Annotated in this window: 22 protein-coding genes, 1 tRNA gene and 1 riboswitch; of the genes, 10 read left to right on the top strand and 13 right to left on the bottom strand. The window is 63.1% G+C overall.

Translation table 11 applies throughout. The annotated features are described in order from the left end of the window. Window position 1: 1 nt before the first annotated feature. Together AB4Y77_RS12415 and AB4Y77_RS12420 are read right to left on the bottom strand one after the other, a co-directional pair. Window positions 2-1,699, bottom strand: a complete 1,698-nt coding sequence (locus AB4Y77_RS12415; protein ID WP_442014166.1) for an ABC transporter substrate-binding protein — start codon at window positions 1,697-1,699, stop codon at window positions 2-4. Further along, window positions 1,696-3,408: an amidohydrolase gene (locus tag AB4Y77_RS12420; protein ID WP_442014167.1), complete on the bottom strand. Its 1,713-nt coding sequence runs from the start codon at window positions 3,406-3,408 to the stop codon at window positions 1,696-1,698. The genes AB4Y77_RS12415 and AB4Y77_RS12420 overlap by 4 nt, the downstream gene beginning before the upstream one ends. Window positions 3,409-3,586: 178 nt before the next feature. On the opposite strand from AB4Y77_RS12420, the gene AB4Y77_RS12425 reads away from it, so the two are divergent. Together AB4Y77_RS12425 and AB4Y77_RS12430 are read left to right on the top strand one after the other, a co-directional pair. Beyond that, a complete protein-coding gene (locus AB4Y77_RS12425; RefSeq protein WP_442014168.1) occupies window positions 3,587-4,264 on the top strand; it encodes a TetR/AcrR family transcriptional regulator in 678 nt (225 codons plus the stop codon). Window positions 4,265-4,377: 113 nt separating this feature from the next. Further along, entirely contained in the window at window positions 4,378-5,856 is a 1,479-nt protein-coding gene (locus AB4Y77_RS12430) for a gamma-aminobutyraldehyde dehydrogenase (RefSeq protein WP_442014169.1), read from the top strand. A 42-nt stretch (window positions 5,857-5,898) separates the two neighbouring features. Here AB4Y77_RS12430 and AB4Y77_RS12435 read toward each other — a convergent pair whose 3' ends face one another. After that, the gene (locus AB4Y77_RS12435; protein ID WP_442014170.1) at window positions 5,899-6,813 is read right to left on the bottom strand and encodes an EamA family transporter; all 915 of its coding nucleotides are present in this window, start codon (window positions 6,811-6,813) and stop codon (window positions 5,899-5,901) included. Between the two features lie 72 nt (window positions 6,814-6,885). Between AB4Y77_RS12435 and AB4Y77_RS12440 the strand changes: the two genes are divergently transcribed. Together AB4Y77_RS12440 and AB4Y77_RS12445 are read left to right on the top strand one after the other, a co-directional pair. Beyond that, complete coding sequence (locus AB4Y77_RS12440; RefSeq protein ID WP_253466472.1) at window positions 6,886-7,806, top strand: LysR family transcriptional regulator; 921 nt, start codon at window positions 6,886-6,888, stop codon at window positions 7,804-7,806. 116 nt (window positions 7,807-7,922) lie between these two features. Next, on the top strand, window positions 7,923-8,249 hold the full coding sequence (locus AB4Y77_RS12445) for a hypothetical protein (RefSeq protein ID WP_253466469.1): 327 nt from the start codon (window positions 7,923-7,925) through the stop codon (window positions 8,247-8,249). 4 nt (window positions 8,250-8,253) lie between these two features. On the opposite strand, the gene AB4Y77_RS12450 is transcribed toward AB4Y77_RS12445, so the two are convergent. Both AB4Y77_RS12450 and AB4Y77_RS12455 read right to left on the bottom strand, forming a co-directional pair. Continuing rightward, a complete protein-coding gene (locus AB4Y77_RS12450) occupies window positions 8,254-8,778 on the bottom strand; it encodes a SixA phosphatase family protein (RefSeq protein WP_253466467.1) in 525 nt (174 codons plus the stop codon). Between the two features lie 236 nt (window positions 8,779-9,014). Further along, a complete protein-coding gene (locus AB4Y77_RS12455; protein WP_253466465.1) occupies window positions 9,015-9,881 on the bottom strand; it encodes a winged helix-turn-helix domain-containing protein in 867 nt (288 codons plus the stop codon). Window positions 9,882-10,535: 654 nt separating this feature from the next. Here AB4Y77_RS12455 and AB4Y77_RS12460 point away from each other — a divergent pair. The 4 genes from AB4Y77_RS12460 (at window position 10,536) to AB4Y77_RS12475 (ending at window position 15,102) form a co-directional block, all read left to right on the top strand. After that, window positions 10,536-11,276, top strand: a complete 741-nt coding sequence (locus AB4Y77_RS12460; protein WP_090825045.1) for a response regulator transcription factor — start codon at window positions 10,536-10,538, stop codon at window positions 11,274-11,276. Window positions 11,277-11,279: 3 nt separating this feature from the next. Continuing rightward, a complete protein-coding gene (locus AB4Y77_RS12465) occupies window positions 11,280-12,773 on the top strand; it encodes an ATP-binding protein (protein ID WP_442014171.1) in 1,494 nt (497 codons plus the stop codon). Between the two features lie 132 nt (window positions 12,774-12,905). Further along, window positions 12,906-13,067, top strand: a riboswitch (cyclic di-AMP (ydaO/yuaA leader). 5 nt (window positions 13,068-13,072) lie between these two features. Further along, a complete protein-coding gene (locus AB4Y77_RS12470) occupies window positions 13,073-13,918 on the top strand; it encodes a hypothetical protein (RefSeq protein ID WP_442014172.1) in 846 nt (281 codons plus the stop codon). Window positions 13,919-14,088: 170 nt separating this feature from the next. Beyond that, window positions 14,089-15,102: a dolichyl-phosphate beta-glucosyltransferase gene (locus tag AB4Y77_RS12475; RefSeq protein ID WP_442014173.1), complete on the top strand. Its 1,014-nt coding sequence runs from the start codon at window positions 14,089-14,091 to the stop codon at window positions 15,100-15,102. On the opposite strand, the gene AB4Y77_RS12480 is transcribed toward AB4Y77_RS12475, so the two are convergent. Genes AB4Y77_RS12480 through upp form a run of 4 tightly spaced genes read right to left on the bottom strand, consistent with a single transcriptional unit; the run spans window position 15,099 to window position 18,346 of the window. After that, window positions 15,099-16,490, bottom strand: coding sequence for a pyridoxal phosphate-dependent decarboxylase family protein (locus AB4Y77_RS12480; protein ID WP_442014174.1), 1,392 nt, complete (start codon window positions 16,488-16,490; stop codon window positions 15,099-15,101). The two genes, AB4Y77_RS12475 and AB4Y77_RS12480, sit on opposite strands and share 4 nt — an antisense overlap. Before the next feature lie 53 nt (window positions 16,491-16,543). Continuing rightward, window positions 16,544-17,227, bottom strand: a complete 684-nt coding sequence (locus AB4Y77_RS12485) for an HAD-IA family hydrolase (RefSeq protein ID WP_442014175.1) — start codon at window positions 17,225-17,227, stop codon at window positions 16,544-16,546. A 45-nt stretch (window positions 17,228-17,272) separates the two neighbouring features. After that, entirely contained in the window at window positions 17,273-17,650 is a 378-nt protein-coding gene (locus tag AB4Y77_RS12490; RefSeq protein WP_253466454.1) for a VOC family protein, read from the bottom strand. A 60-nt stretch (window positions 17,651-17,710) separates the two neighbouring features. Continuing rightward, entirely contained in the window at window positions 17,711-18,346 is a 636-nt protein-coding gene (gene upp, locus AB4Y77_RS12495; RefSeq protein WP_090825061.1) for a uracil phosphoribosyltransferase, read from the bottom strand. Window positions 18,347-18,368: 22 nt separating this feature from the next. Here upp and AB4Y77_RS12500 point away from each other — a divergent pair, with 22 nt between their 5' ends. Then, window positions 18,369-18,881 carry a nucleoside deaminase gene (locus tag AB4Y77_RS12500; RefSeq protein WP_442014176.1) on the top strand — a complete coding sequence of 171 codons (513 nt, stop codon included), beginning with the start codon at window positions 18,369-18,371 and terminating at the stop codon, window positions 18,879-18,881. Here the strand turns inward: AB4Y77_RS12500 and AB4Y77_RS12505 are convergent. Genes AB4Y77_RS12505 through AB4Y77_RS12515 form a run of 3 tightly spaced genes read right to left on the bottom strand, consistent with a single transcriptional unit; the run spans window position 18,878 to window position 21,295 of the window. Beyond that, window positions 18,878-19,879 carry a glycosyltransferase family 4 protein gene (locus AB4Y77_RS12505; protein ID WP_442014177.1) on the bottom strand — a complete coding sequence of 334 codons (1,002 nt, stop codon included), beginning with the start codon at window positions 19,877-19,879 and terminating at the stop codon, window positions 18,878-18,880. The two genes, AB4Y77_RS12500 and AB4Y77_RS12505, sit on opposite strands and share 4 nt — an antisense overlap. Then, entirely contained in the window at window positions 19,880-20,278 is a 399-nt protein-coding gene (locus tag AB4Y77_RS12510) for a 6-pyruvoyl trahydropterin synthase family protein (protein WP_311214167.1), read from the bottom strand. A 3-nt stretch (window positions 20,279-20,281) separates the two neighbouring features. Beyond that, the gene (locus AB4Y77_RS12515) at window positions 20,282-21,295 is read right to left on the bottom strand and encodes a zinc-dependent alcohol dehydrogenase (protein ID WP_442014178.1); all 1,014 of its coding nucleotides are present in this window, start codon (window positions 21,293-21,295) and stop codon (window positions 20,282-20,284) included. A gap of 138 nt (window positions 21,296-21,433) precedes the next feature. Here AB4Y77_RS12515 and AB4Y77_RS12520 point away from each other — a divergent pair. After that, window positions 21,434-21,523, top strand: a tRNA-Ser gene (locus tag AB4Y77_RS12520). A 1,465-nt stretch (window positions 21,524-22,988) separates the two neighbouring features. On the opposite strand, the gene AB4Y77_RS12525 is transcribed toward AB4Y77_RS12520, so the two are convergent. Beyond that, complete coding sequence (locus tag AB4Y77_RS12525; protein ID WP_442014179.1) at window positions 22,989-23,543, bottom strand: DUF805 domain-containing protein; 555 nt, start codon at window positions 23,541-23,543, stop codon at window positions 22,989-22,991. Window positions 23,544-23,575: the final 32 nt, after the last annotated feature.

The following is a 23,575-nucleotide window of genomic DNA, read 5'->3' on the forward strand; positions in this document are numbered from 1 at the left end:
GTCAGCGACCTCCTATCTGGGCTGCCCACGGGTAGTACATGTAGTTGATGGACGGGTCCGCACCGGTGATGCGTTTGCCGAGCCACATGGAGGTGACGGTCTCGTAGAGCGGCCCCCAGACCACTTCTTCGCTGGCCAGCTTTGCGGCCCGGCCGGTGAGTTTGCCGCGGGCTTCCGGGTCCTGCACGCTGTACGCGGAGTTCACCAGGTCATCGAATTCCGCGTTGCTCCAGCCGCCGTAGTTGCTGAAGTCGCCGGTCCGCAGCACGCTGTACATTTCCAGGGGTTCGGTGCTGGAGAGGTACCAGGACGTCACCAGCAGGTCCACGTTCTTGCGGGCCTCCGGGTCAGAGAACAGGGTGGTGTATTTATCGTTGGACATGGTCTGGATTTCCGGTTCCAAGCCGATCTCCTTGGCCGCGGACGCGATGGCCCGTGCCGTGATGTCGAACGCGGCGTTCAGGGAGGCGGTGGCAAAGACGAACTTGCTCCCTTCTGCCCCGGCTTCCTTCACCAGCTTCTTTGCCTCTTCCAGGTCATAGGGCGTGGAGAGGAGGCCATCAAAAGCCTCATCAGCTGTGCCGGCCGGGACGTCCTTCCACACGCTCCTGGTGGTCAGTGCGTCCGTGCTCTTCGCGTACCCCTGCTCCGCGGCCTTGATCAGCGCTTCACGGTTGATGGCCATCATGAGTGCCTTGCGGACCCGGACATCCTGGAAGGTCCCGGCCAGGTTGGTGAAGACCATGCTCTGCACGGAGGTGTCATTGCCGAAGTACAGGGACCCGGCATCCTTGCTGGCTTTGAGGATGTCGATCGCGTTGGACGGAATCGCGAAGCCGCCGTCGATTTCGCCGGTCTGGAAGGCGTTGATACGAGATGTGGCGTCCGGGAGCATGGTGAACGTGACCTGCTTCGACTTGGCTTTCAGGTCCGGATCCCAGTAGTCGTCGAAGCGTTTGAGGGTGATGCTCTCCCCCGCTTCCCACTGGTCGAACTGGAATGGCCCCGTGCAGTTCACGCCCGCTTTGGAGTTGCCGTAGTCCTTGCCTGCTTCCTCGAGGGTTGCTGCGGACTCCACCACGCCCGGGGCGCCGACCAACGAATTGTTGAACACGTAGTCCGGACGCGTGGTGGTGACCGTGACTTCGTAGTCACCGGTCTTCTCGATGGATTCCACGTTTTGGTAGGACGACGCCCAGAACGAACCCACTTCCGGATCGATGTGGCGGCTCAGGGACGCAACGACGTCGTCCGCCGTCATCTCGCTGCCATCGTGGAACTTCACGCCCTGACGGATGGTATAGATCCACGTGAGGGGATCCGGATTCTCCACTCCCGTGGCCAGGCCGGGCGAGGTGGAGAGGTCCGCATTCCAGCGGAAGAGCGATTCGCACACGTTGGCCAGGACAGTGTTGTCCGGGTAGTCGAACGCGTAGGCGTAGTCCAGGGAGAACGGCTCCGCGTACATGGCCCAGGTGAAGTTGTCGATCTCCTGGGTGGGCTTCTCTGTGGAGTCGGACAGGGTGTACTTGGCACCGCCCGCGGCGTCGGTCACACTGGCGGGCCGCGTGCCGCAGCCGCCCAGGACCAAGCCGAGCACGACGCCGGCCACCGTCACCGCGGTGATGCGCGACGGCGTCGTCCGCTGTTTGCGGCGCACGGCACCCTGCGCAGGCAGGGGTGCTGTCGGCCGTCTCACTGCGTTACCGTCGTCTGGTGACTGCGGGTTGTTTCCGTGAGTGGGCTTTGAGCGGCCGCCCGGTCATAGACGCACTCGCCCCCAATCCACGTCTGCGTCACCACTGCGCCGTGCAGTTCCTCCACGGGAAGCTCGAAGAGATTGACGTCCAGGATGGCGAGGTCGGCGAGTTTCCCCGGTTCCACCGTTCCCGTTGCGGCGTCCAGGTGGTTGATCCATGCCGTGCCGTGGGTGTAGGCGTCCACGATCTGGTGGAGACTGAGCTTTTGTGATTCCGGGCCGAGCGGGGGCAAGTCCTCGCCGGGAGCTGTGCGGTTCACCGCCACATGGATGGCTGCGATGGGGTCGGCCGTGGAGACCGGCCAGTCGCTGCCTGCCACCACCGTAGCGCCGGCGCGGGCCAGTTCCCCGAACGGGTAGTGCCTGTCTTCCGCACCCGGCTCCAGGAACGGGAGCGTCAGGGTGTCCATCTGTTCCTCGTGGCAGGCCCACAGAGCCTGTACGTTGGCGGCCGCATTGAGCTCCGCGAAGCGGGGAATGTCCTCGCCGCGGACCACCTGCAGGTGAGCGAGGTGGTGCCGGTGATCGTTGGCGCCGTTGCTGATCCGGGCTGCTTCCAGCGCGTCCAGGGCATCCGTGACAGCACGGTCGCCGAGGGCGTGGAAGTGAACCTGCATGCCCTCGGCATCGATCGCGGTGACGAACTCCTTCAACTGCTCCGGCTCGAAGAACTCGATCCCGCGGTTGTCCGTGTGGTGGCCGTGGTGGTCCAGGTAAACATGGTGCATGGCGGCCGTGTAGTTTTCGGCCACGCCATCCACCATGACTTTGACCGTGTTGGCATTGAGCTGCAGGGGGTCGAATGCTTCGCGTACGCTATTCCGGCGTTCCACGATTGCGTCCAGCTGGGACATGCCTGCGGTCCTGTCCCACCATTGGCATGCCGTGACCCGGACTTTGAGATCCCCGGCCTTCGCGGCGTCCTGGTAGACCTCAAGGTGATCGGCATGTTCGCCTTCCGGGATGGGAACCCAGGCGTCCTGCCAGGCTGTGATGCCTTGGGCGAGCAGCAACTGCTGGGATGCGAGCAGCCCTTGGTACGCCAACTCATAGGGCACTGCCGGCTTTACCTCGTTGAAGAGGTCCATGGCACCTTCGTGCACGGTGCCTGCCGGCGTTCCGTCCTGTTCGCGTTCCAACCGGCCACCGTCCGGATCAGGGGTGTCCTTGGTGATCCCGGCGGCTGTGAACGCCGCAGTGTTGGCCCAGGCGCCATGGTGGTCCCTGTTGACGAGGTACACGGGCCGGTCCGGGACCACAGCATCAAGCAAGTCCCGCACGGGTGTGCCACCGGGGAAGAAATCCATGGACCAGCCTGCGCCCAGGATCCACGGTTGGTCCGGGTTGTCCGCGGCGTAGCGGGCAACTGTTGCCACGGCCTCTTCTGCGCTGGCCACCTCCGTCAGGTCGCACTGGAGCAGCTCTATCCCAGCGAAGATGGGGTGGATGTGGGCGTCCTGGAACCCGGGAAGCACCAGTTGCCCTTCCAGGTTCACGCGACGGGTGTCCGGCGTCGCAGTTTCCTCCAGGTCCTCGGGACTGCCGACGGCGATGATCCGGCCGCCCCCTATTGCTACATCTGCCCGAATGGGTCCGGCGCCCTTGCCGGTGTACACCCATCCGTTCTCCAACAAAATCTCTGCGTGCACGATCGAGTCCTTTCGAGGGAAATTCAACTCTGGGAGACAGACTATGAGCCGGATCACATTAAAGTCAACAGTGTTGACATCAACGCTGACAAAGACTTTGACTTGTCCTCGAAAGGAGGTGCCCATGGATCATGTAGGTTGATATTCAACCGGGGATCGCATGGAAGGCGGACAACAGATGGTGCAGCCAGCACAGTCGACGGACCGCCGCACGCGCTTGGACCCAGCCACCATCATTGACGCCGTCCTCCGGATTTCACGCCAGGAACCCGGCGAACGGTTGACCGTCCGCCGGCTGGGACAGGAACTCGAAGTGGATGCCACCGCCGTCTACCGGCATTTCCGGAACAGGGACGCAATCGTCAGGGCAGCACTGGACAAGCTGTTCATGACATCGGTGGAGCGTACGCTGGCCGCGGCGCGCGATCAGGACTGGCGCACCCGGCTTGAAGCGTACCTGGACGAACTCCTCAGGGTTTTCATGCAGCACCCCTCCTTGGGCAGCGAGTCATTCGCCACGGACACCTACGGCCCCGGCGAGCTAAAGGCAATCGAGTTCGTCCTGCAATGCCTCACCGACGCCGGGCTCGACGAGGACCGCGTGGTGCACTACTACGCAGCCTTGGAAAGCTACACCCTTGCACTCGGCGCCGGCATTGCCGTAGAAATCCAGCGACTCCCGGACTCCGAGGGCCACGATCCCTGGCTCAACCCCAGGGTCTTCACCCGCATCACCGGGCACCCCCTCCTGGAAAAACACCACGCCGCACTGCAAAACCTCGACTCATTGAAGGCATTCCAGGCCGGTCTCGCGGCCATCCTGGACAGCGCCGAACGCGAAAGCACGCAGGCCTGACACCTGCCTGCCCGGCAACGCAACGCACCTCCCCCGCACGACGCCACCATCCGGCGTCGTCCCTTCATCACTGCCCGGACACCGACGCCCGGCAGGGAAAGCACGGCACCCACATGCATCAGTTCATCAACGGACACCTTCTGTCCGGCACCTCGGGCAACACCTTGGACGTCATCAACCCCGCGACCTCCGAGGTGGTGGAAACCGTGAGCCTCGCTTCGGTGGCTGACCTCGAAGTCGCGGTGGCAGCTGCCCGCTCAGCCTTCCCCGCATGGTCACGGACCACCGCGGGAGAACGAGCCGGGATCCTGCAGAAGTTCGCCCGGATCATGGAGGAACGGGCCGCGGAGTTCTCCCGGGTGGAGAGTTCACAGACAGGCAAGCCGCTGCGGCTGACCCGCGAATTCGACGTCCCCGGCACCATCGACAACATCGATTTCTTCGCCGGAGCCGCCCGCCACCTCGAAGGCAAAGCCACAGCTGAGTACTCACCCCAGCACACCTCCTCCATCCGCCGCGAGGCGATTGGCGTGGTGGGGTCCATCGCACCGTGGAACTACCCGCTGCAGATGGCTGCATGGAAGATTCTGCCCGCGATCGCCGCCGGCAACACCATCATCCTCAAGCCCGCTGAGATCACGCCGCTGACATCGCTCATGTTCGCGCAGGCGCTCACGGATGCCGGACTGCCCGACGGCGTGGTGAACGTGGTGGTGGGCGACGGCGCCACTGTTGGGGCAGCGCTCATGCGGCACCCCGGTGTGGACATGGTGTCTTTCACGGGCTCCACCGCTGTTGGCCGCACGGTCCTGGAAGCTGCTGCCGTCAATGCCAAGCGCGTGCACCTTGAACTGGGCGGAAAAGCACCCTTCGTGGTGTTCGACGACGCCACCCTGGACGCCGCAGTGCATGGCGCCGTGGCAGGTTCGCTCATCAATACCGGACAGGACTGCACCGCTGCCACCCGCGCCATTGTGCACCGGAGCGTGTACGAGGAATTCGTGGCGAAGGTCTCCGAGCGCTTCGACGGGATCGTCCTTGGCGCGCCTGGGGATACCGACGCGGACCTTGGCCCCCTGGTCTCCTTCAAGCAGCGCGACCATGTGGCGGGAATGGTGGATCGAGCCCGGGGCTACAGCAAAGTAGTGGCCGGGGGTCATGCCCCTACCGGCGGCGGCCTCGAAAAAGGCGCCTTCTACCGGCCCACCCTGGTGGTGGACGCCGCCCCCGATTCAGAGATCGTCAAGGACGAGGTCTTCGGCCCGGTCCTGGTGGTTCTTCCCTTCGACACGGATGACGAAGCGATCCAGCTCGCCAACGACACCGTCTACGGATTGGCAGCGTCAGCCTGGACCAACAACCTCCAACGCGCCATGCGCGCCACCCGCGAGATCAAGGCGGGCTGCGTCTGGGTCAACGACCACATCCCGATCATCTCCGAGATGCCCCACGGCGGTTTCAAGCAGTCCGGATTCGGCAAGGACATGTCCGCGTACTCCTTTGAGGAATACACCCAGGTGAAGCACGTGATGGTGGAGCTGGACGGCGTCATCGAGAAGGACTGGCACCGGACCATCTTCACCCTGCGCTGATTCCCTCCGTTGCGGGGCCCGCTCTGCGCGCTTCCGCGGAAATTAGAGCCGCAGAGCGGGCCCCGCAACGGTCGGTTTGGGACGGGTTTTGCGTCCCGCCCCGAGCACTGCCGTGGCCACACCGAGGAGCAGGATCAGACCGCCCACGATTTCGGTGAGCGTGGGAATCTCGTTCAGGACCAACCACGCCGCCGTCATCCCCACCACAGGGACCAAAAGCGTGAAGGGCACGACGTCGGAACTCGGGTACAGCGACAACAACCGGTTCCAGATGCCATAACCAATCAGGGACGCAAACACCGCCGTGTAGATCGCGCTGAGGATGGTGGCCGGCTGCAGGTCCGTGAGCGTTGCCCACACCGTGCCCGGCCCGTCCACTACCAACGACAACCCCGCCAAGGGAACAGGAACCACTGCACCGGACCACACCACCAGGCCCAAACCGGAAGCGGCTTTGGAGTGCCGGGCCACCACGTTGCCAACAGCCCAGGACAACGCCGCAGCCAACACGATCATGAGCGGAAGGACGGGGGCCACAGCGCTGCGCCCCAGTGCCACCACGCCCAAGCCCGCAATGCCGAGCACTACTCCGGCCATCTGACGACGACTGGGCTTCTCCCCCAGCACCTTCGATGCCAGCAGGATGGTGAACAGGACCTGCGCCTGGAGGACCAGTGAAGCCAAGCCCGCCGGCATCCCGAGCGCCATGCCCAGGTACAAGAGGCCGAATTGACCGGCGCTCATGAAAAGTCCGACGCCGACTATCGCCTTCCAGCCCACGTCCGGCTTACGGATGAACAGGATGAACGGAAACACGACGAGCAGGAAGCGCATCGCAACGAAAAGCAGCGGAGGAACTTCCCTGCCGTTCGTGTGCAGGCCAAGGTCAATGGCTACGAAGTTGATGCCCCACAAGACGGCGACCAAAACGGCGAGGGCGGAGTGGCGAAGGTTCACAAGTACACTCTGACTCTCTTCAGTGTGAAGCACCAGCGTTGAATTCTGCATGGAAACGCGTAGATTTGCTTCATGATCGACATCTCAGCTTTGAGGGCGCTTGTTGCCGTGGAACAGCACGGCTCGTTGGTGGCGGCCTCCGATGTGATGGGCTTCAGCCCCTCCGCAGTCTCACAGCAGATCAAAAAACTGGAGAAGCAGACCGGTGTTGCGGTCCTGGAGCGCAATGGCCGCGGCGTGCTCCTCACTGAGCGAGGTCTGGCATTGGCCGGCTATGGCCGACGGATCATGGGTGAACTGGAGGAACTTCAGGCAACGCTGCTCGCTGATCCCGCCAAACCGTCCGGCCTGCTGAGATTGGTGGCGTTCTCAACCGCGTGCCGGGGGCTGGTGGGCCCCATGCTCGGGCGCATGGCGGCCGCCCACTCCGCCGTGGAGATCACAGTGCTGGCAGAGGACCCCCGCGAAGCGGTGCAGAGGGTGGCATCCGGCGAGGCGGAACTGGCAGTGGTCCACAATTGGAACTCCGTGCCACTGGTGATCCCGGAGAACCTGGTGCACGAGGACCTCTGCATCGACCAGGCTGATGTCCTGGTCAACAGCACCCACCCGCTCGCGTCCCGCACCGCCGTCGAGCGTGAAGACTTGCTCAACGAGACCTGGATCAGCACCCCGGCGGGGGCAATCTGTAACGAGGCTCTGCTGCAGATCTTCGCCGGACTGGGGCGGGTTCCCGACATCCGCATTTATGACCCCGACTTTTCCACGCACATCGCCATGGTGGAGCAAGGGGTAGCCGTGGCGCTGGTGCCGCGTCTGGGAAGGCCACCGCTCCCACCGGGAGTCATGGCCATTCCCGTAATGAACCCCGTCCAACAACGTTCAGTTGGCGTGGTGTACCGGAAAACGATGACCGCCAGCCCCACCATCCGCCACACCGTACGCATCCTGCGGGACGTGGCCGCTGAGGACCTGCCTTTGCCGCGGGGTTGATCAACGTCACACAGGGGAACATTCGACGCCCAGCCAGATGTTAGCTTAGGCTAACCTTACCTAGCTGTCCGCGCCGCCCGGAGCGCGATCGTCGAAACTTCTGAAGGGGCCCAACTGTGGAAGCAATCCTCTTTCCCACGGACATGAACCACCATCACACGTATGGCCTGGTGAGTTACATCATGATCGACGACGGACTGTATCCGAGCGCCCACAACCGGCGCGATCCCTACGCACTGCCGGCTTTCGATATCCGCGGGCAATGGGTGTACCCCAGCCGCTACAACGAATACATGGCACCGCAGTTGCCGGTCTACATGTTCGACGGCGAGTACCTGATCGCAACGGGGCACGGAGATGAAGCAGCGGGCCTGCCCGTTTTCGAGATTCGTTGCATGTGCATGCCGCAGTTGGCGCACGGAGATTCCAGCAACTCGCAGTAGCAGGTTATGTGCGGGGCACCGTGAAGTGCGTCAGCCGCGCATCCTGCCCATCCAGCTCAGCCCAGGTTTTCTCCGTCTCCAATACCGTCAACGCACTCGTTGGGTATCGGGTGGCGGCATCCATGTAGGCGTCGTGGTCCGAATCGCGCGAAGCCAAGTGCATGGCGAGGTCCTGGACCCCGGGCATGTGCGAGATGACCATCAGGGTGGTCACGGTGTCGGGGACATGATTGATGACCGTTAGCATGCGGTTCGCGGAGGCGGCGTACAGGCCCTCTTCAAGCTTCGGCGTCGGCGCTTTGTCACCCAGCTCATCGCACACCCAGGTGCACGTCTGGCGGGTCCTCAGTGCGGACGAACACAGGATGAAGTCCGGCACCACGCCCTGCTTGAGCAACCACTTGCCCGCGAGCGGAGCCTCACGGTGCCCACGCTCTTCGAGGGGACGCTCATGATCAGGCACACCCATGGGCCAATCAGCCTTGGCATGCCGCATGATCACGAGGCGCTTGATGTGGTGGTCGCTCATGAACCAACCCTATCCGCCCCGGACACGCGGCCGCAGCGGGCGTGCCAAGGGGCTTCACCGGCCAATGCAGGTGGTAGCCGCACACACCCCTTGCGCACGGACCCTTCAGCCGCGGAGGCCAATCCTCTTCAGGGCAAGCAATAGCCGAAAGACGGCATATCCCGACAGCGCCGTTGTTGCGTGAGGAACGAGCGCAGGCGCAGAGGGATGATGCCGCCTTTCGGCTGCAGTACTGCTTAGATCGAGTATTCCGGAGCGGCCCACACAATAACTTCGGGGTGCTCGTAGAAGCGGTAGCCCTGGCCGCGGACCGTGCGGACGGTGTTGGCGAGGCGGCCGAGCTTGGAGCGGAGGCGGCGGATGTGGACGTCGATGGTGCGCTCGTTGGGCACCTCTTCGGCGTTGCGCCACAGACCCTCAAGGAGTTCGTCGCGACCCACGGTGCGGGTACCGTTCTCGACGAGGTAGTTGAGGAGCTCGAATTCCTTGAACGTCAGGTTCAGGGATTCGCCATCGAGGTGCACTTCGCGGCGGGCGAGATCGATCAGCACGCCGGAGGGGCGGGATTCCTGCTGGGGCGTCGGACGGGCAGCTTCGGTGCGCTGGCGTGCGGCGACGGTGGGGTCACCGAAGGTAGAACGCACGACGTCGAGTGCGGACCCGGGCGCGCCGGCTGGGGCGACTGCCACGGCAGCATAGCTCTCAGCGCCGGTCACGAGGGACTGCGCATAGGCGCGGATTTCCTGGGCAAGTTTGGCAATGGAGGTGCCGGCTGCCGCTGCGGTTTCTTCGTCAATGCCCATGTAGAGCACAAAGCCACGGGCCACGTTGTCGTTGGCAACGGGGCGGAGCCTGTCGGACTGGGCAATCACCGGAGTGGGCGCAGTCATGGGTGCCGGCTCGGCGGTAGGTACAGCGCGCAACTGGCCATAGGAGTTGGGGTTGTAACCCTGCGGAACATAACCGGGAGCCTGCTGGCCCGTGCCTTGCTGGGCGGGGGCGTAGCCGGGGCGGTTGCCGAAGCCGGGCCGGAGCCCTGCGTTCGACGCGGCCTTGTTGGCGTTACGGACGGAGATGTGGACGTATCCAGATGCAACTGACATGGAGTGCTTACCTCAAAAGTGAATAGCCGTCATCGCGGCTTCGAATGCTGGTTGTCCCCGCAATGAGTTTGGGGATGGGCGCCCAACGCTGGGCTAGGGGGCGAATGCCTGAAACTTCTTGGGGTGGAAAGTTAGGCTTGCATTCGACAACAGCGGTCATCATGGCCAGCGGGTGTGCTGGACCAGGTTGCTGCGGCTGCAGGTGCTGTTGAGTTCTTGTTCACATTGGAAGTGTGCAACGTAACAATGGCAACACGCAAGTAACAAAGCGCCGAACCGTCCACATTTTGAGACGGAGAGGTCTATTGTGCCGTAAATCACAATTCAGCCGTGGTGATAAATGAACGCCATTTCATTCGACTGAGACAAGAAATATTCGCCATCCACTGAATTTTCTTCGGTCAATCGGGCATGATGTGCATCGGCATTCCCGGGAGGTACCCAGCTGCGGAATCTCACGATCTGAAACACTTGTTGTCCAATCGCCGGGGGCCCCGTTCGGGAATTTTCCGCCGAAAATCTGCTACAAGCTGTAGAAACAGGGATTCCTCGAGGCTCAGGGCTTCCGGACTCCCACCTCGCTAGTGTTGACTTCACAGCATCCTCACAGGACAGGCAAAGCGGTCGCTAACCCGCAGAACAGAGAGTTGTCCCATGGCCTCCTCGCATTCCATGACCAACAATCTCCCCCAACTGTCCCACCCGGACGGCTCACCGATCCGTGCCTTGGTGGTGGATGACGAACCCAGCCTCGCCGAACTCATGAGCATGGGCCTGCGAATGGCCGGTTGGTCGGTAGCAGTTGCCGGCGACGGCCCCGAGGCCGTGAAGCTCGCCAAGGATTTCCGGCCCGACGTCCTTGTTCTGGATGTCATGCTGCCCGGATTCGACGGCGTGGAGGTCCTCAACCGCATCCGAGCGTTCGCCCCCGAAGTTCCCGCGCTTTTCCTCACCGCCAAGGACGCTGTGCAGGACCGCATCGTTGGCCTGGCCGCCGGCGGCGACGACTACGTCACCAAACCCTTCAGCATGGAGGAAGTCCTCCTGCGCCTCCACCGCCTGGTCCAGCGTTCCGGCGTGGCCGCCATGGACACTGCCGAGCTGGTGGTGGGCGACCTCACCCTGAATGTTGACACCCGCGAAGTCACCCGTGCCGGGGAGGACATTCCCCTCACCGCCACCCAGTTCGAACTTCTGCGGTACCTCATGGAAAACCCCAAACGCGTGGTCAGCAAAGCCCAGATCCTGGACCGGGTGTGGGACTACGACTTCGGCGGACAGGCCAACATCGTAGAGCTCTACATCTCATACCTGCGCAAGAAGATCGAGGCCAACCATCCGCCGATGATCCACACCATCCGTGGCGCCGGCTACGTCATCAAACCCGCGGACTAGGCGTTGAGCACACTTTCAGGAGTGGCCAGGACGTCCGGTCGCAGCTGGCTCAACCCCTCCACCTGGCACTTGCGCACGCGGCTGGTCCTGGTGGCCATGGCCCTGCTGGTCGCCATCTGCGGGGCAGTGGGCGTGGTGAGCTACGCCTCCATGGACATGGTATTCAACAGGCAGCTCGACAGGCAGCTGGAGCAGGCGTCCAGCCGCGCGAATGACTTCGGCAGGCCGCCGTCGAACTTTCCTGGATCCGGAAGGCCTGACCCGCTGGAGGCTCGCGGGCAGGCCGCTGGGACACTGAACGCCCGGATCGACGGCTCAACTGTGAGCAGCTCGGGCCTGATCGATGCCAAGGGCAATCGTGTGTCGCTCTCTACGGACGACGAGCAAGTACTGTTGGCCCTCCCCAAGAACAGTGATCCGGCGGACCGATCCCTCTCCAACGGGGACTACCGGCTGGTGGCTGTCGAGACCGCCTATGGCGATGTGATCGTCACGGGCCTGCCGCTCGCGGACAAGCAAAGCGCCGAGGCCTCACTGGTGTGGACCATGGTGCTGGTTTCCCTGGGCGGTCTGGTCATCATCGGCCTCGCGGGAACAGTGATCATCCGGCGGACCATGCGGCCGTTGGAGCAGCTCTCCGAGGTAGCCACCAAAGTTTCGCGCCTTCCTCTCGACGCCGGTGAGGTGGCACTTGCTGTGCGCGTACCGCCGTCGGCCGCCCATCCCGGAACGGAAGTCGGCAGCGTTGGCCATGCCCTCAACCAGATGCTGAACAACGTCTCCAATGCCCTGGAAGCGCGCCAGGAAAGCGAGACCAAAGTGCGCCAGTTCGTCGCGGACGCGTCGCACGAACTCCGAACGCCGCTGACGGCCATCCGCGGTTACACCGAGCTGCTGAGGATGACCGAGAACTTCACCGATGACGGCCGAAAGTCGCTGTCACGCGTCCAGAGCCAGTCCGAACGGATGACCACCCTGGTGGAGGATCTGCTGCTCCTTGCCAGGCTGGATGAAGGCCAGCCGGTCAAGGTCACGGACGTGGACCTCACCCAGTTGGTGATCGAAACTGTCAGCGATGAGAAAGTCATGGCACCGGACCACATCTGGCAACTTCAACTGCCTGATGAGCCCGTCACGGTCCGGGGTGACGCTACGCAGCTGCACCAGGTCCTTGCCAATCTTCTCTCCAATGCCCGCAAACATACCGACTCCGGCACCACGGTGGTCACCGGCGTCATGCTCTCTGCCGATGGCAGCGCTGTGGTGACCGTGACGGACAACGGGCCCGGCATTCCAGAGGATTTCCAGGGCCGGATCTTCTCCCGCTTTGCCCGCGCCGATGCCGCGAGATCGGGGTCTGAGGGCACCTCCGGACTGGGCCTGTCGATCGTTGAATCCATCGTGGAAGCGCACGGCGGCACCGTGGAAGTGACCTCACGGCCGGGGCGCACGGAATTCGCCCTTCGACTCCCTTCGGTCGCCAACGAACAGATGTAACGAAGTCAGCAAAGCGACTCACCGGCGCCGTGATCTCTGTTACCTAAATGTGACTTCTGCGAATTCCTCCTGTACCGTCGAAAGGGTGGGTCGCCCCAACTGACCCGCATCCGGGATGCGCCGAGCTCTGCCACTTCCCGGAGTCCGTTCTTACTCCGAGGCAGAGACGGGGGACCCAGAGTCTCCGGGCCCAGGCATTTATGCCGGACCCTTGGGGTGAAGCCGCAGCGTGATGCGCGGCCGGATGACCTCATCCGAACCCGACAGCTAACTCCGCAGGCGCTGAGAGGTAATCACACATGTCTGAATTCAATGATCAGACGCGCCCTTCCGCGCGTCACCGCGATGAGCACAACGCACCGTTGACCAAGTCGCAGGCTGTCCTCAAGAACGCTGCCCGCCAGGGTAAGTCCGGCCACCGCATGTCGGTTGTTGCCGGTGTTGTAGCCGCTGCGCTGGGCGTTGCATCGCTCGGTACTGCTGCCAACGCCGCCCTGACCCTCCCCGAGGTAAGCCGCGTTGCAGAGACCCAGGCGAATGCCCAGGTTAGCAACAACAAGACAGCTGAAATCTCCGCTTCCTTGGATGCAGCCGCCGCAAAGGGCGCCGCTGACAGGGCTGCCGTGGACAAGGCCGCTGCCGAAAAGGCTGCCGCCGAGAAGGCCGCAGCGGACCAAGCCGCTGCTGAAAAAGCAACCGCCGAGAAGGCCGCAGCCGACCAAGCCGCTGCGGAGAAGGCCGCCGCTGATGCTGCAGCCAAGCAAGCCGCCGACGCCGCTGCTGCTGCCGCCGCCGCTGCCGAAGCTGCAGCTGCTGCCGCCGCCCCGAAGGCCGTGGACGACCCCGCCGCCGCCAAGGCCTACGCTGCCAGCATCCTTGGCAACTACGGCTGGAGCGCCAGCGAAATGACTGCGCTGAACACCCTGTGGGAGAAGGAATCCAACTGGAAGACCACCGCCACCAACGCTTCCAGCGGCGCTTACGGTATTGTCCAGTCGCTGCCGGCTACCAAAATGGCAACTGCGGGTGCTGACTGGCAGACCAACTACCAGACCCAGATCAAGTGGGGCCTGAACTACATCAAGGAACGCTACGGATCCCCGTCGGCCGCCCTGGGCTTCCACCTGGCAAACAACTGGTACTAAGCCAGACTGCTTGATCACCGCGCCGGTTCCCGCCGTTCGCACCAGTACCCACTGGAGCGGATGGCGGGAAACGGCGCGGTTTTCGCGTTTCACAGGTGCCGTCCATGGTTCACAGTGGGATCACAGCTTCCACCTAAAGCCCTCTTAATCGGCGGGCCCATTCTGGAAACATGACGCTCACAGACCCATCTACCAGCGCTCCACCACGACGGTTCCCCTCGGCGCGCTTCGGTGGCGCGGCGTTGAGCACCACACAGCAGGGCCTTGCCCAAGCTGGGCCACAAACCCGATGCTCCCCCATTGACACCCGCGCTGCCGTCCCGGTCCTGGACGTCACCCTTCCCGTGTTCAATGAGGAAGACCGCCTGGAACAGAACCTGCGCAGGCTGCACGGACACCTTACAGACTCATTTCCGCATTCCTTCCGGATCACGGTGGCGGACAACTGCAGCACAGACAACACCCTGAGGATCGCCGAGCGCTTGGCCCGCGAACTGCCTGAACTGACAGTGGTTCGATTCCAGCAAAGGGGTCGCGGGAACGCACTCCGCCACGTCTGGCAGTTCTCGCCATCACCCGTGCTCGCCTACATGGAAGCAGACCTTTCCACGGACTTGTCGGCCCTCGCTCCCCTTCTGGCACCGCTGCTCTCGGGCCATTCGGATCTCGCCGTCGGCACGCGGCTGGCACGGAGTTCGCAGGCGACCCGCAGTCCCCACCGCGGATTCATCTCCCGCAGCTACAACTTCCTGCTGCACGTGGTTCTTGGGGCACGCTTTTCCGACGCCCAGTGCGGGTTCAAGGCCGTCCGCGCCGACGTCGCGCACCGCATCCTTCCACACACGACGGACGACGGCTGGTTCTTCGACACCGAACTCCTGGTGATCGCCGAACGCTGTGGTTTGCGCGTTCACGAAGTCCCCGTTGACTGGACCGACGATCCCACCTCAAGTGTCGACGTCGTACGCACCGCGCTTGCCGACCTGCGCGGCGTAGCGCGCCTGGGACGCGATCTTGGCAGGGGGCGGGTTCCTTTCAGGGAGCTCCGCCGGGACATCGGCCGGATGGCTCCTCCGACGGCGGCGTCCGCGGTGACAGGGCTGGTGGGACGTTTAGTTGGCTGGGCTGCGGTATCCGCTGCCGTGGTGTTCGTCGTCCTCCACGCGGCCCACGCGGTGGGCTAGGACTCCGGTTCAGCCTGCACCGCGCCGCGTACTGCGGCGATGGAGGCAGCAACATCCCCTGCGTCCGTGGTCCAGTTGCTCACCGAAATCCTGAGGATTTCACGGCCACGCCACGAGGACCCGGACATCCACACCGCGCCCTCGGCCATCAACCGTTGCGTGACACGGTGTGTCCGGTCATCACTGCCGAAGCTCACCGAGACCTGCGTGAACACGACGTCGTTGAGCACTTCGACTCCCGGGATCGCGGCGAGTCCTTCGGCCAAGGCACGGGCATTTGCAGCGAGCCGCTCCACCATGGAGATCACCCCGTTGCGGCCCAGTTGCCTCAGGGCTGCCCATACAGGGATACCCCGGGCCCGGCGGGACATCTCAGGCACTTTCTCGAAAGGATCCCCCGGTCCGGCATCCGTGGCAATGAGGTAACTCGTGTGGACACTGAAAGCACGCCTCAAAGCTTCCGGGCGGGCGACGATTGCCAAACCACAGTCATAGGGGACGTTCAAGGTCTTATGGGCATCCGTGGCCCAAGAATCTGCTTCTTCCACTCCGGCCAGGCGGGCCCGCAGCGTCGGGCTGACGGCCGCCCACAAACCGAAGGCACCATCCACGTGCACCCAGGCTTCACGATCATGGGCCACGGCTATGGCTTCCTCCATGGGATCAAAGGCGCCGGAATGCAGGTTGCCCGCCTGCAGGCAGACCAGCGACGGTCCGGGTTGCTGGTCCATGGCCTCGGCAAGCGCGTCGGGGAGAATGCGTCCTTCCTCGTCGGCGTCTACGGGGACGCACGCCCCCAAGCCGAGATACCGCAACGCCAGATCCACTGCAGCGTGGCGCTCCCTGCCTGCAAAGGTAGTGATGCGGGGGGCGCCGGTCAGCCCCAGGGCCTCCAAGTCCCAGCCCGCCTCGTCCATCAGATACTGCCGCCCTGCCGCCAGCCCCACGAAATTAGCGGTGGTGGCGCCTGTGGTGAATCCGACGTCGGCACTTGCCGGAAGGTGGAGAAGGTCCAGCAGCCACGCGGCGGCAGACTCCTCGATGGCGGCCGCCGCCGGTGTGGCGAATCGAAGCCCCGCGTTTTGGTCCCACGCCGAAACAAGCCAATCTGCGGCCATGGCTGCGGGCAGGGTTCCGCCCATGACCCACCCAAAGAACCGTCCGGACTGGATTGCCATCAAGCCCGGCTCAGCCAGCGCTGCCAACTCATCAACTACCTCGGCTGCATCGGTGGCCCCGTCAGGCAGGCGCGGCAGGATGCTCTTGGCTACCTGATCGGCATCGGAGGACGGACGGACTGAACGTGTTGGGACCGACGCAAGCCAGTCACCGGCGTGGGCCATGGCCCGCTCCAGTGCAGCACCGTACGCCTCCGGCATCGCAGACATGGGCACAGCCTACGCCCGGTTTATCGCGTGGAACAGTCTTTAACCCGGCGGTACTAGAGGGTCAGCGTGAGGAGGTGCCCGCCGTCGTCGTCCTTCACAGCGGTGACCGTCACGGCCGAGTAGTCCGGAATCCGCCACATGCCCGGCTCCAGCTCCGCATTGTGCCTGGCAGCGGCCTTGCCCACCACAACAGTCCGCATCCCCGCGGCGCGCGCAGCAGCGATCCCGGCAGGCGCGTCTTCGAAAACCACGACGTCGGCCGGGTCGGCTCCCAGGAGCGCCGCCGCCTTGAGATAGCCCTCCGGATGCGGCTTGCCGCGGGTGACGGACTCCGCGGTGACAGCGGTGGACGGCATGGTGAGCCCGGCCGCCTGCATGCGGATATCGGCAAGGATGCGGTCTGCTGAGGTGACCAAGGCGATGGCATCATCAGGAAGGCCGGCCAGCAATGCTTCGGCACCGGGAAGCGCGATCACACCGTCCGTCCGGGAACGCTCCATCTCGCCAAGTTCGGCCGTCAGCGCTGCGAAGTCGGCTCCCGCGGGAGCGTAGCGGCGCACTGTGTCGCCGGCTTGGACACCGTGGGACGTGCGCAGGATTTCGTTGAAATCCAAGCCGTAACGCTCGGCGAACTCAAGCCACACCTGCTCGACCACCGCCGTCGAGTCCACCAGTGTTCCGTCCATGTCGAAGAGGACGGCGCGGACAGTCAGCACGGGTGCGGCAGGATGGCTCATGGTTCCATCCTGCCGCACGCTCATGGGGTGGTGCTGAAGTGTGACTTAGCCGTTGGGCCGCTGCGGGAGGTACTGCACCGCCCACTTGTTGCCGTCAGGATCAGCGAAGTAGACGAAGTGGCCCCAGTCCTGGATGTCGATGTCGCTCACGTCCACACCATTGGCCTTGAGTTGCTCGTGCGCTTTGTTGATGTCCGCCACCACCACTTGGAGGCTGGGGGCTGTACCGGGAGGGGCATCGCTGAGCCCCTCCCCGATGGCGATGGAACACGCCGAACCCGGAGGAGTCAGTTGCACGAAACGGATTCCGTCCATGGGACGCTCATCGAAATCGGCGTTGAAACCAACCTTGTTGACGTAGAAGTCCTTCGCGCGATCGACGTCGGAGACAGGGACAAATACCAGTTCAAGTTTCCAGTCCATGCGCCACAGGCTAACGGTCTGGTTTGGAAACCGGTAGGGGTCAATCGTTCCGTGTGAAGATTAGCCGGCCACGCCGTAGAGGCGGTCGCCGGCGTCACCCAGGCCGGGCACGATGTACGACTTCTCGTTGAGCTTCTCGTCAATCGATGCGAGGACAACCTTCACATTGGCGTCCGCGAGTTCCTCTTCCAGCTTCGCCAAGCCCTCAGGGGCGGCCAACAGGCAGATGCACGTGACGTCAGAAGCGCCGCGCTTGAAGAGGAACTTGATGGCCTCGCGCAGGGTGCCGCCGGTAGCAAGCATGGGGTCCAGGACAAAGATCTGACGGCCGGTGAGGTCCTCGGGGAGGCGCTCGGCGTACGTGATGATGTCCAGGGTTTCTTCGTCGCGGGCCATGCCCAGGAAGCCAACCTCAGCGGTGGGGACCAGCTTGGTCATGCCCTCGAGCATGCCGAGGCCTGCGCGCAGGATGGGGACCACCAGCGGCGTGGGCTTAGTGAAAGCCGTGCCGATGGTCTTGGTGACAGGGGTCTCGATCTCCACTGGCTGCGTCTTGACCTCACGGGTGGCTTCGTAAGCCAGGAGGGTGACGAGTTCTTCAGTGAGTTGCCGGAAGACCGGTGAAGGGGTGTTCTTATCCCGCAGAACGGTGAGCTTGTGAGCGACCAGCGGGTGGTCCACGACGAGTGTGCGCATCCCCCAAAACTATCATTGAGACATGAGCGCCACCGAGCCGTATCACGCAGACCACATGGCCTGGATGGGCCTTGCCCTGGACGAGGCCCGGTTGGCGCTGAAAACTGACGACGTCCCCATCGGCGCGGTGGTGTTGGGGCCCGACGGCGGCGTGCTGGGCTCCGGACGCAACGAACGTGAGGCGCACGGGGACCCGACCGCCCACGCGGAGGTGGTGGCCATTCGTCAGGCTGCTGCTTCCTTGCGCCTTCGCGCTCAGGCTATGGGTGCCTCGGGCGACGGTTGGCGGCTCGAGGACTGCACCTTGGTGGTCACACTGGAACCGTGTGCCATGTGCGCCGGGGCCATAGTGCTGGCCAGGATTCCGCGCGTCGTGTTTGGTGCGTGGGACGAGAAGGCAGGAGCAGTGGGATCGGTGTTCGATATCCTCCGCGAACGCAGGCTCAACCACTGGGTGGAGGTCTACGCGGGCGTCCGTGAAGAGGAATGCGCGGCGCTTCTCAGGGAGTTCTTCGCCTCGCATCGGATGCCCTAGTTCGGCGGACTTTGGAGGGCCCTCAGTACCGTAACGGCCGTGGTGTCCCAGCCGGGGAGGTGCTCGCGGGTGTGGAGTGCATTGCTGCGCCAGCGCTCTTGCAGGCCGGGATCGGTAAGCCAATGACGGAGAGTTTTGGCTGGTTCGTCTCCGGTGGCAACGTCCAGCGCAGCACCTGCTCCTGTGTCACCCATCGCTTCGACAGCGCCGGTCCCCTGCCGCACAATCACAGGAACGCCATGGGCCAGCGATTCCGTGACCACCATGCCAAAGGACTCTGATCGGGAAAGAAGGACGCTGAGGTCAGCTTGGTGCCACTGGTCTTCGAGGGCGTTGCCGCTCAACTCGCCCGTGATGCTGATGCGGTCCTCAAGCCTGTAATGCTCGACGGCGGCCCGCACCTCTGCGGCGTACGCCGGGTCAGCGTGCTCCGAGCCGATGAGGGCGGCCTCCCACTCGAGGTCTTGCAGGTTGGCGAGGGCTTCGACCAGGAGTGTCTGACTCTTGTTCGGCAGCAGTGCGGCCACGGCTACGATGCGCGGTGGCTGCGATCCTTGCGCGGGGTTTGCTTTGTCGGCCCCCGGCAAGGCGATGATGATGTTCTGCGGGCCGTGCCTCGTCTCGAGCTCAGCCGCGGAGTGCGAACTGGGGCAGATGATTCCGGTTGCGGCGGCCAGCGATTTGGCTTCAAGGTCGCCATGCTCCGCCAACGCCATATGGGACAGGATCCACACCTTGGTTCCTTTACCCACAGCGCCGGCGATCTCTTCCGGCGCCCCGCTCGCCACCAAGCCGTCGGCAATCACCGTTGTGCCGCCGTCGAGCATGCCAGCCAACCGCTGCCGGTCCGCCGGGCCCCCAACCGGCCAGTCGCCGTCGACCCTTACAGTCTCGATTTCCGCGCCCAGAACGGTCAGATGCTCGGCGAGCTTGGCGTTGTACTTGTTGCCGCCGGAGCCGTGCCTGACGTTCCCCGGGACAAGGAAGCGGATGCGCACCTACTTGACCGGGAGCTCCAGCGAATAGCCGGCCCAGGCGTCAGGGTTTTCGCGGAGGACGACGTCGATGCCGCTGAGGGCCGGTCCGTCGGTGGTGTCCCGGATCCGGGTGGCCATGGCGTCGGCGATGTGCTTGGCCAGGGCCTCCGTGGTGGAGAGCTTGCCCTTGAACGCCGGGTGCTCATCGAGGTTCTTGTAGTTCAGGTCCTTCAGGATTTCCTCAAGGATGCCGCCCGCTGCGCCAATGTCCAGAACGATTGCGTCGTCATTGAGATCCGGGCGGCGGAAACTGACTTCGGCCACAAACGTCGCACCATGGAGACCTTGGGCCGGGCCGAACGCTTCGCGGGGAAGGCTGTGGGCGATCATGAAGTGGCGTCGGACGGTCAGGCTGAACATGTTCTAATCCTCCGGGGTGGGATAGGCGACCACGTGGCAGAAACCGCCGGGCCGTTCGAACAATTTAACGAGTGTGGTGGGCAGGTTCCGGAACTGGCATTCGCTGGTCAGGAACGTGTCGAACAGCGGGTCTTTCAGTTCTCTTGCCGCCTGCTCGAGTCGTTGGGCGTTGGTGCGTCGGTGCCGTCGCGGGAGGGCCACTGCGCCCACTTGGCTGGAACGGATGTTCAGGCGGCGGGCATGGAAGTCCTCGCCGAGCGGCAGGGTAACTTCCTTGTCGGCGAACCAGGAAAGCTCGATGACGTCGGAGTCATCGCCGGCCAGTTGCAGGCTCAACTTGAGGCCTTCGTTGGAGGCGGAGCAGTGGAAGACGATGTCGTTGTCATCCTTGGCTTCGTCTGGTTCGGCGAATTCGATGTTGATGGTGTCCGCCAGCTTTCGCTTCTCCGGATCCGCGTCTACCAACTGCAGGCGACCCAGCGGATACTTCCGCAGGAGCGTCGCCAGGACGCCACCCACCAAACCACCACCGACGACGGCGACACGGTCACCCAGCCTCGGTCCGGCTTCCCAGAGGGCATTGATGGCGACCTCAACGATGCCAGTGAGCACCGCGCGGCGGGCCGGGACTTCCTCGGGAATGGCCGTGAGCTGGCTGGTGGGAATGATGTAAAGGTCCTGATGGGGATGAAGGCTGAAGACAGTCTTTCCTACCCACTCTTCCGGTCCTTGCTCGACCGTCCCCACACTCAAGTAGCCGTACTTCACCGGGCCCGGGAAGTCGCCCTCCTGGTGCGGGGCCTGCATTAGGACAGCCACTCGCTCCGGGACGCGGCCTTCGTGTACCACGCGCTCCGTGCCCCGGCTGACGCCCGAGTACAAGGTCCTGACGAGGGCTTCGCCTTCCTGCCTTGCCGGCAGGGCTTCCTGGCGCAGCTCACCATCGCCCGTCTCAGTGACCCAGTAGGCGTGGGCTTCGTGCTCTTGCTTCCGTTCGTGTTCCTGCGAAATCGTCATGATGCTTACGAATCTATCGGTGCGGGGCTGTGGACGGAAGTTGGCGTGGGTTGAGGGGTGCGCCACCTGCTTTTTGGGGAGGGACCAGAGGGGCTCGTTTTGGGGAACGGGGCCAATCTCGGGTAGCCTATTTCAGTTGGTGACGTGTCCGAGCGGCCGAAGGTGCAACACTCGAAATGTTGTTTGGTGTAAAAGCCAACGTGGGTTCAAATCCCACCGTCACCGCCAATGAGAAAGGCCCTGCTTCCCTTTGTTTATAAGGGAGGCGGGGCCTTTTCCTCTATCAGAGAGAACAGGGCTTCCACCATCCGAGGGCGCTCTTGCGTGCGACTGGAGCAACATGACGTCGGTGCTGGAGCGGGAAACCGGACGGCAAAGCCGCCACGGGCGAATCCAGACGGACCGCGTCCCAGACAAGTACCTCCTACAGAGACCACGCTCGCCTGATCACCCGTCAAGGGCTCAAAAAGACCCCGTAACTCATGGTCACGGGGCCCTTCTGTTGGCTGCCGCACGCGCTTCGAACGCTTGCCATCGTCAGGTGTGATCACTTCCGGACAAGTTGGGCAGGCATTATCGTACTAATCTGTACTCCCGTGCAGTAGGGATACCCTTTCTGAGGTCTCTAGTCACAACCCGCGAAAACCAGCCGAGATCGAAATCGTATTCACTACCCACGCTAAACGATGACGCGACCGCAACTTGTGAATCGAAAGTCACCCCCCGGGATATATGGATTTTCCCGCAGTTGGATGTCTCGATGAGAACGCCAGCAGTGGAGCCCGATCCTCGGGTCCCTCCTGAGCTGGGTTCAGCGTTCGCGGAGACGATTTTGCATCGCAGACTCTCCACAGCGATGGAATCAAGTGCTGGCATCATCGCGTAAAATGCGGTAAATGCCAGAAGTGCGATACCAGGCCACTTCCAAAACCACTTCAATTTTGGTCGGCCGGAAGGATGATCCGGACTGCTGCCTCTGGCCATCGCTTCTTTCCCTATTCTGTGCTGCAGCAGTGAACCCGAAGTTATCCCGCCAAGCGGTAGTCGCGCGCTGACGGAATCCCGTTCGTCAAATCCTTCATGACGACACGAGAGAACCAACCCAGATCGAACTCGAACACGCTGCCTTTCATGAAAGACGACGCAATCTTATCTTTGTTTTCGAAAGTTACTCCTTGGGACACCGAAATGCTTCCGCAATCAGAAGTCTGCACTAAAACACCGGCAGCAGATGCCGACCCTCTCGATCCGCCTGAACTCGTACGCGGCTCAGCCGAAACCACCTCGCATCGGATACTTTCCACGGCAATGGAGTCCCATACTGGAATGAAGAGAACGAAGGTACCCGAGAGGAGTATGAGGACTCCTGCTACCTGCCAGAGCCTCTGAAAATTCCGCCTGGGAGCCTTGCCTTCAGAAGGACTATTGCTCTCGGGCATCGTCTCCCCGTCACCAAACAAGCCAATGCCAACCTCTCAGGAGCTCTGGACCCCTCCGCCCCATCGTCGGCTGCAACGGTTAACCCACACCTAAACGGCGTCACAACAATACGTCACGGGCAGCTAGACTCTTCGACACCTATGGCTGTTACTGGAATTGTGCTGGATTGAGTGCATTTGGCTGTACCGCAAATTGCACCGGAAGGTTGCCGTCKAGCGATCGCCGTTGTAACCCTACGAATTGCCGTCGCCCGTCAGCGAGGGTCGAAGCGCCGACCTTCCGTCTTGGACGGCATAAGCGCCAGAATCAAAACAGCCAGTCCACCGACTAGGGGAACAAGCCCAACGAACGCAAGCGGACCCGCAAGATTTGCATCATGCAAACGCCGCCAAAGCAATGACAGCTGCGGCACCACAATGGCCAGCCCCAGAACTACGACGAGAATGAAACCTACCACCATGAGACTCCCAGTCGGGGCGTTCACAATACCAGGAGCGGCCTCATAGAGCACTTCTTTCCCGGTGGCCGGATCGAAACCCATGGACTGCACATTAGGGTTCTGCTGAGCCCAGGCAGTGCTGGCCACGAACCCGACAGTCATCACGAGGTATGGGACCACCATCACCAGGAAAACGAAAAGCTGACTCCACCAGAACTCACTCCGCGAGGCCCGACCAGCGAACTTCGCATACTTGGCAAAGAACCGCTTCACGGACTTACCAAACGACGCGCCATATAGAGGACCAGCCAGCTCGCCCGAACCTGTAACCCCCGCAACGCCTCCGCCTGCAGAATCAACAGTCTTCATATCCATCTGTCTTCATGTCCTTCCCAGAAACT

Origin of the sequence: Paenarthrobacter sp. YAF11_1, from assembly GCF_052113445.1 — a bacterium.
Taxonomy (GTDB): domain Bacteria; phylum Actinomycetota; class Actinomycetes; order Actinomycetales; family Micrococcaceae; genus Arthrobacter.

What these genes read in the sequence shown, in the direction of transcription:
- AB4Y77_RS12440 (WP_253466472.1), top strand. Translation starts at nt 6,886, where the DNA reads ATGATCGACATCTCAGCTTTGAGGGCGCTTGTTGCCGTGGAACAGCAC.
- AB4Y77_RS12430 (WP_442014169.1), top strand. Translation starts at nt 4,378, where the DNA reads ATGCATCAGTTCATCAACGGACACCTTCTGTCCGGCACCTCGGGCAAC.
- AB4Y77_RS12490 (WP_253466454.1), bottom strand. Translation starts at nt 17,650, where the DNA reads ATGGACTGGAAACTTGAACTGGTATTTGTCCCTGTCTCCGACGTCGAT.
- AB4Y77_RS12470 (WP_442014172.1), top strand. Translation starts at nt 13,073, where the DNA reads ATGTCTGAATTCAATGATCAGACGCGCCCTTCCGCGCGTCACCGCGAT.
- AB4Y77_RS12485 (WP_442014175.1), bottom strand. Translation starts at nt 17,227, where the DNA reads ATGAGCCATCCTGCCGCACCCGTGCTGACTGTCCGCGCCGTCCTCTTC.
- AB4Y77_RS12510 (WP_311214167.1), bottom strand. Translation starts at nt 20,278, where the DNA reads ATGTTCAGCCTGACCGTCCGACGCCACTTCATGATCGCCCACAGCCTT.
- AB4Y77_RS12425 (WP_442014168.1), top strand. Translation starts at nt 3,587, where the DNA reads ATGGTGCAGCCAGCACAGTCGACGGACCGCCGCACGCGCTTGGACCCA.
- AB4Y77_RS12515 (WP_442014178.1), bottom strand. Translation starts at nt 21,295, where the DNA reads ATGACGATTTCGCAGGAACACGAACGGAAGCAAGAGCACGAAGCCCAC.
- AB4Y77_RS12455 (WP_253466465.1), bottom strand. Translation starts at nt 9,881, where the DNA reads ATGTCAGTTGCATCTGGATACGTCCACATCTCCGTCCGTAACGCCAAC.
- upp (WP_090825061.1), bottom strand. Translation starts at nt 18,346, where the DNA reads ATGCGCACACTCGTCGTGGACCACCCGCTGGTCGCTCACAAGCTCACC.
- AB4Y77_RS12475 (WP_442014173.1), top strand. Translation starts at nt 14,089, where the DNA reads ATGACGCTCACAGACCCATCTACCAGCGCTCCACCACGACGGTTCCCC.
- AB4Y77_RS12480 (WP_442014174.1), bottom strand. Translation starts at nt 16,490, where the DNA reads ATGTCTGCGATGCCGGAGGCGTACGGTGCTGCACTGGAGCGGGCCATG.
- AB4Y77_RS12460 (WP_090825045.1), top strand. Translation starts at nt 10,536, where the DNA reads ATGGCCTCCTCGCATTCCATGACCAACAATCTCCCCCAACTGTCCCAC.
- AB4Y77_RS12525 (WP_442014179.1), bottom strand. Translation starts at nt 23,543, where the DNA reads ATGAAGACTGTTGATTCTGCAGGCGGAGGCGTTGCGGGGGTTACAGGT.
- AB4Y77_RS12500 (WP_442014176.1), top strand. Translation starts at nt 18,369, where the DNA reads ATGAGCGCCACCGAGCCGTATCACGCAGACCACATGGCCTGGATGGGC.
- AB4Y77_RS12450 (WP_253466467.1), bottom strand. Translation starts at nt 8,778, where the DNA reads ATGAGCGACCACCACATCAAGCGCCTCGTGATCATGCGGCATGCCAAG.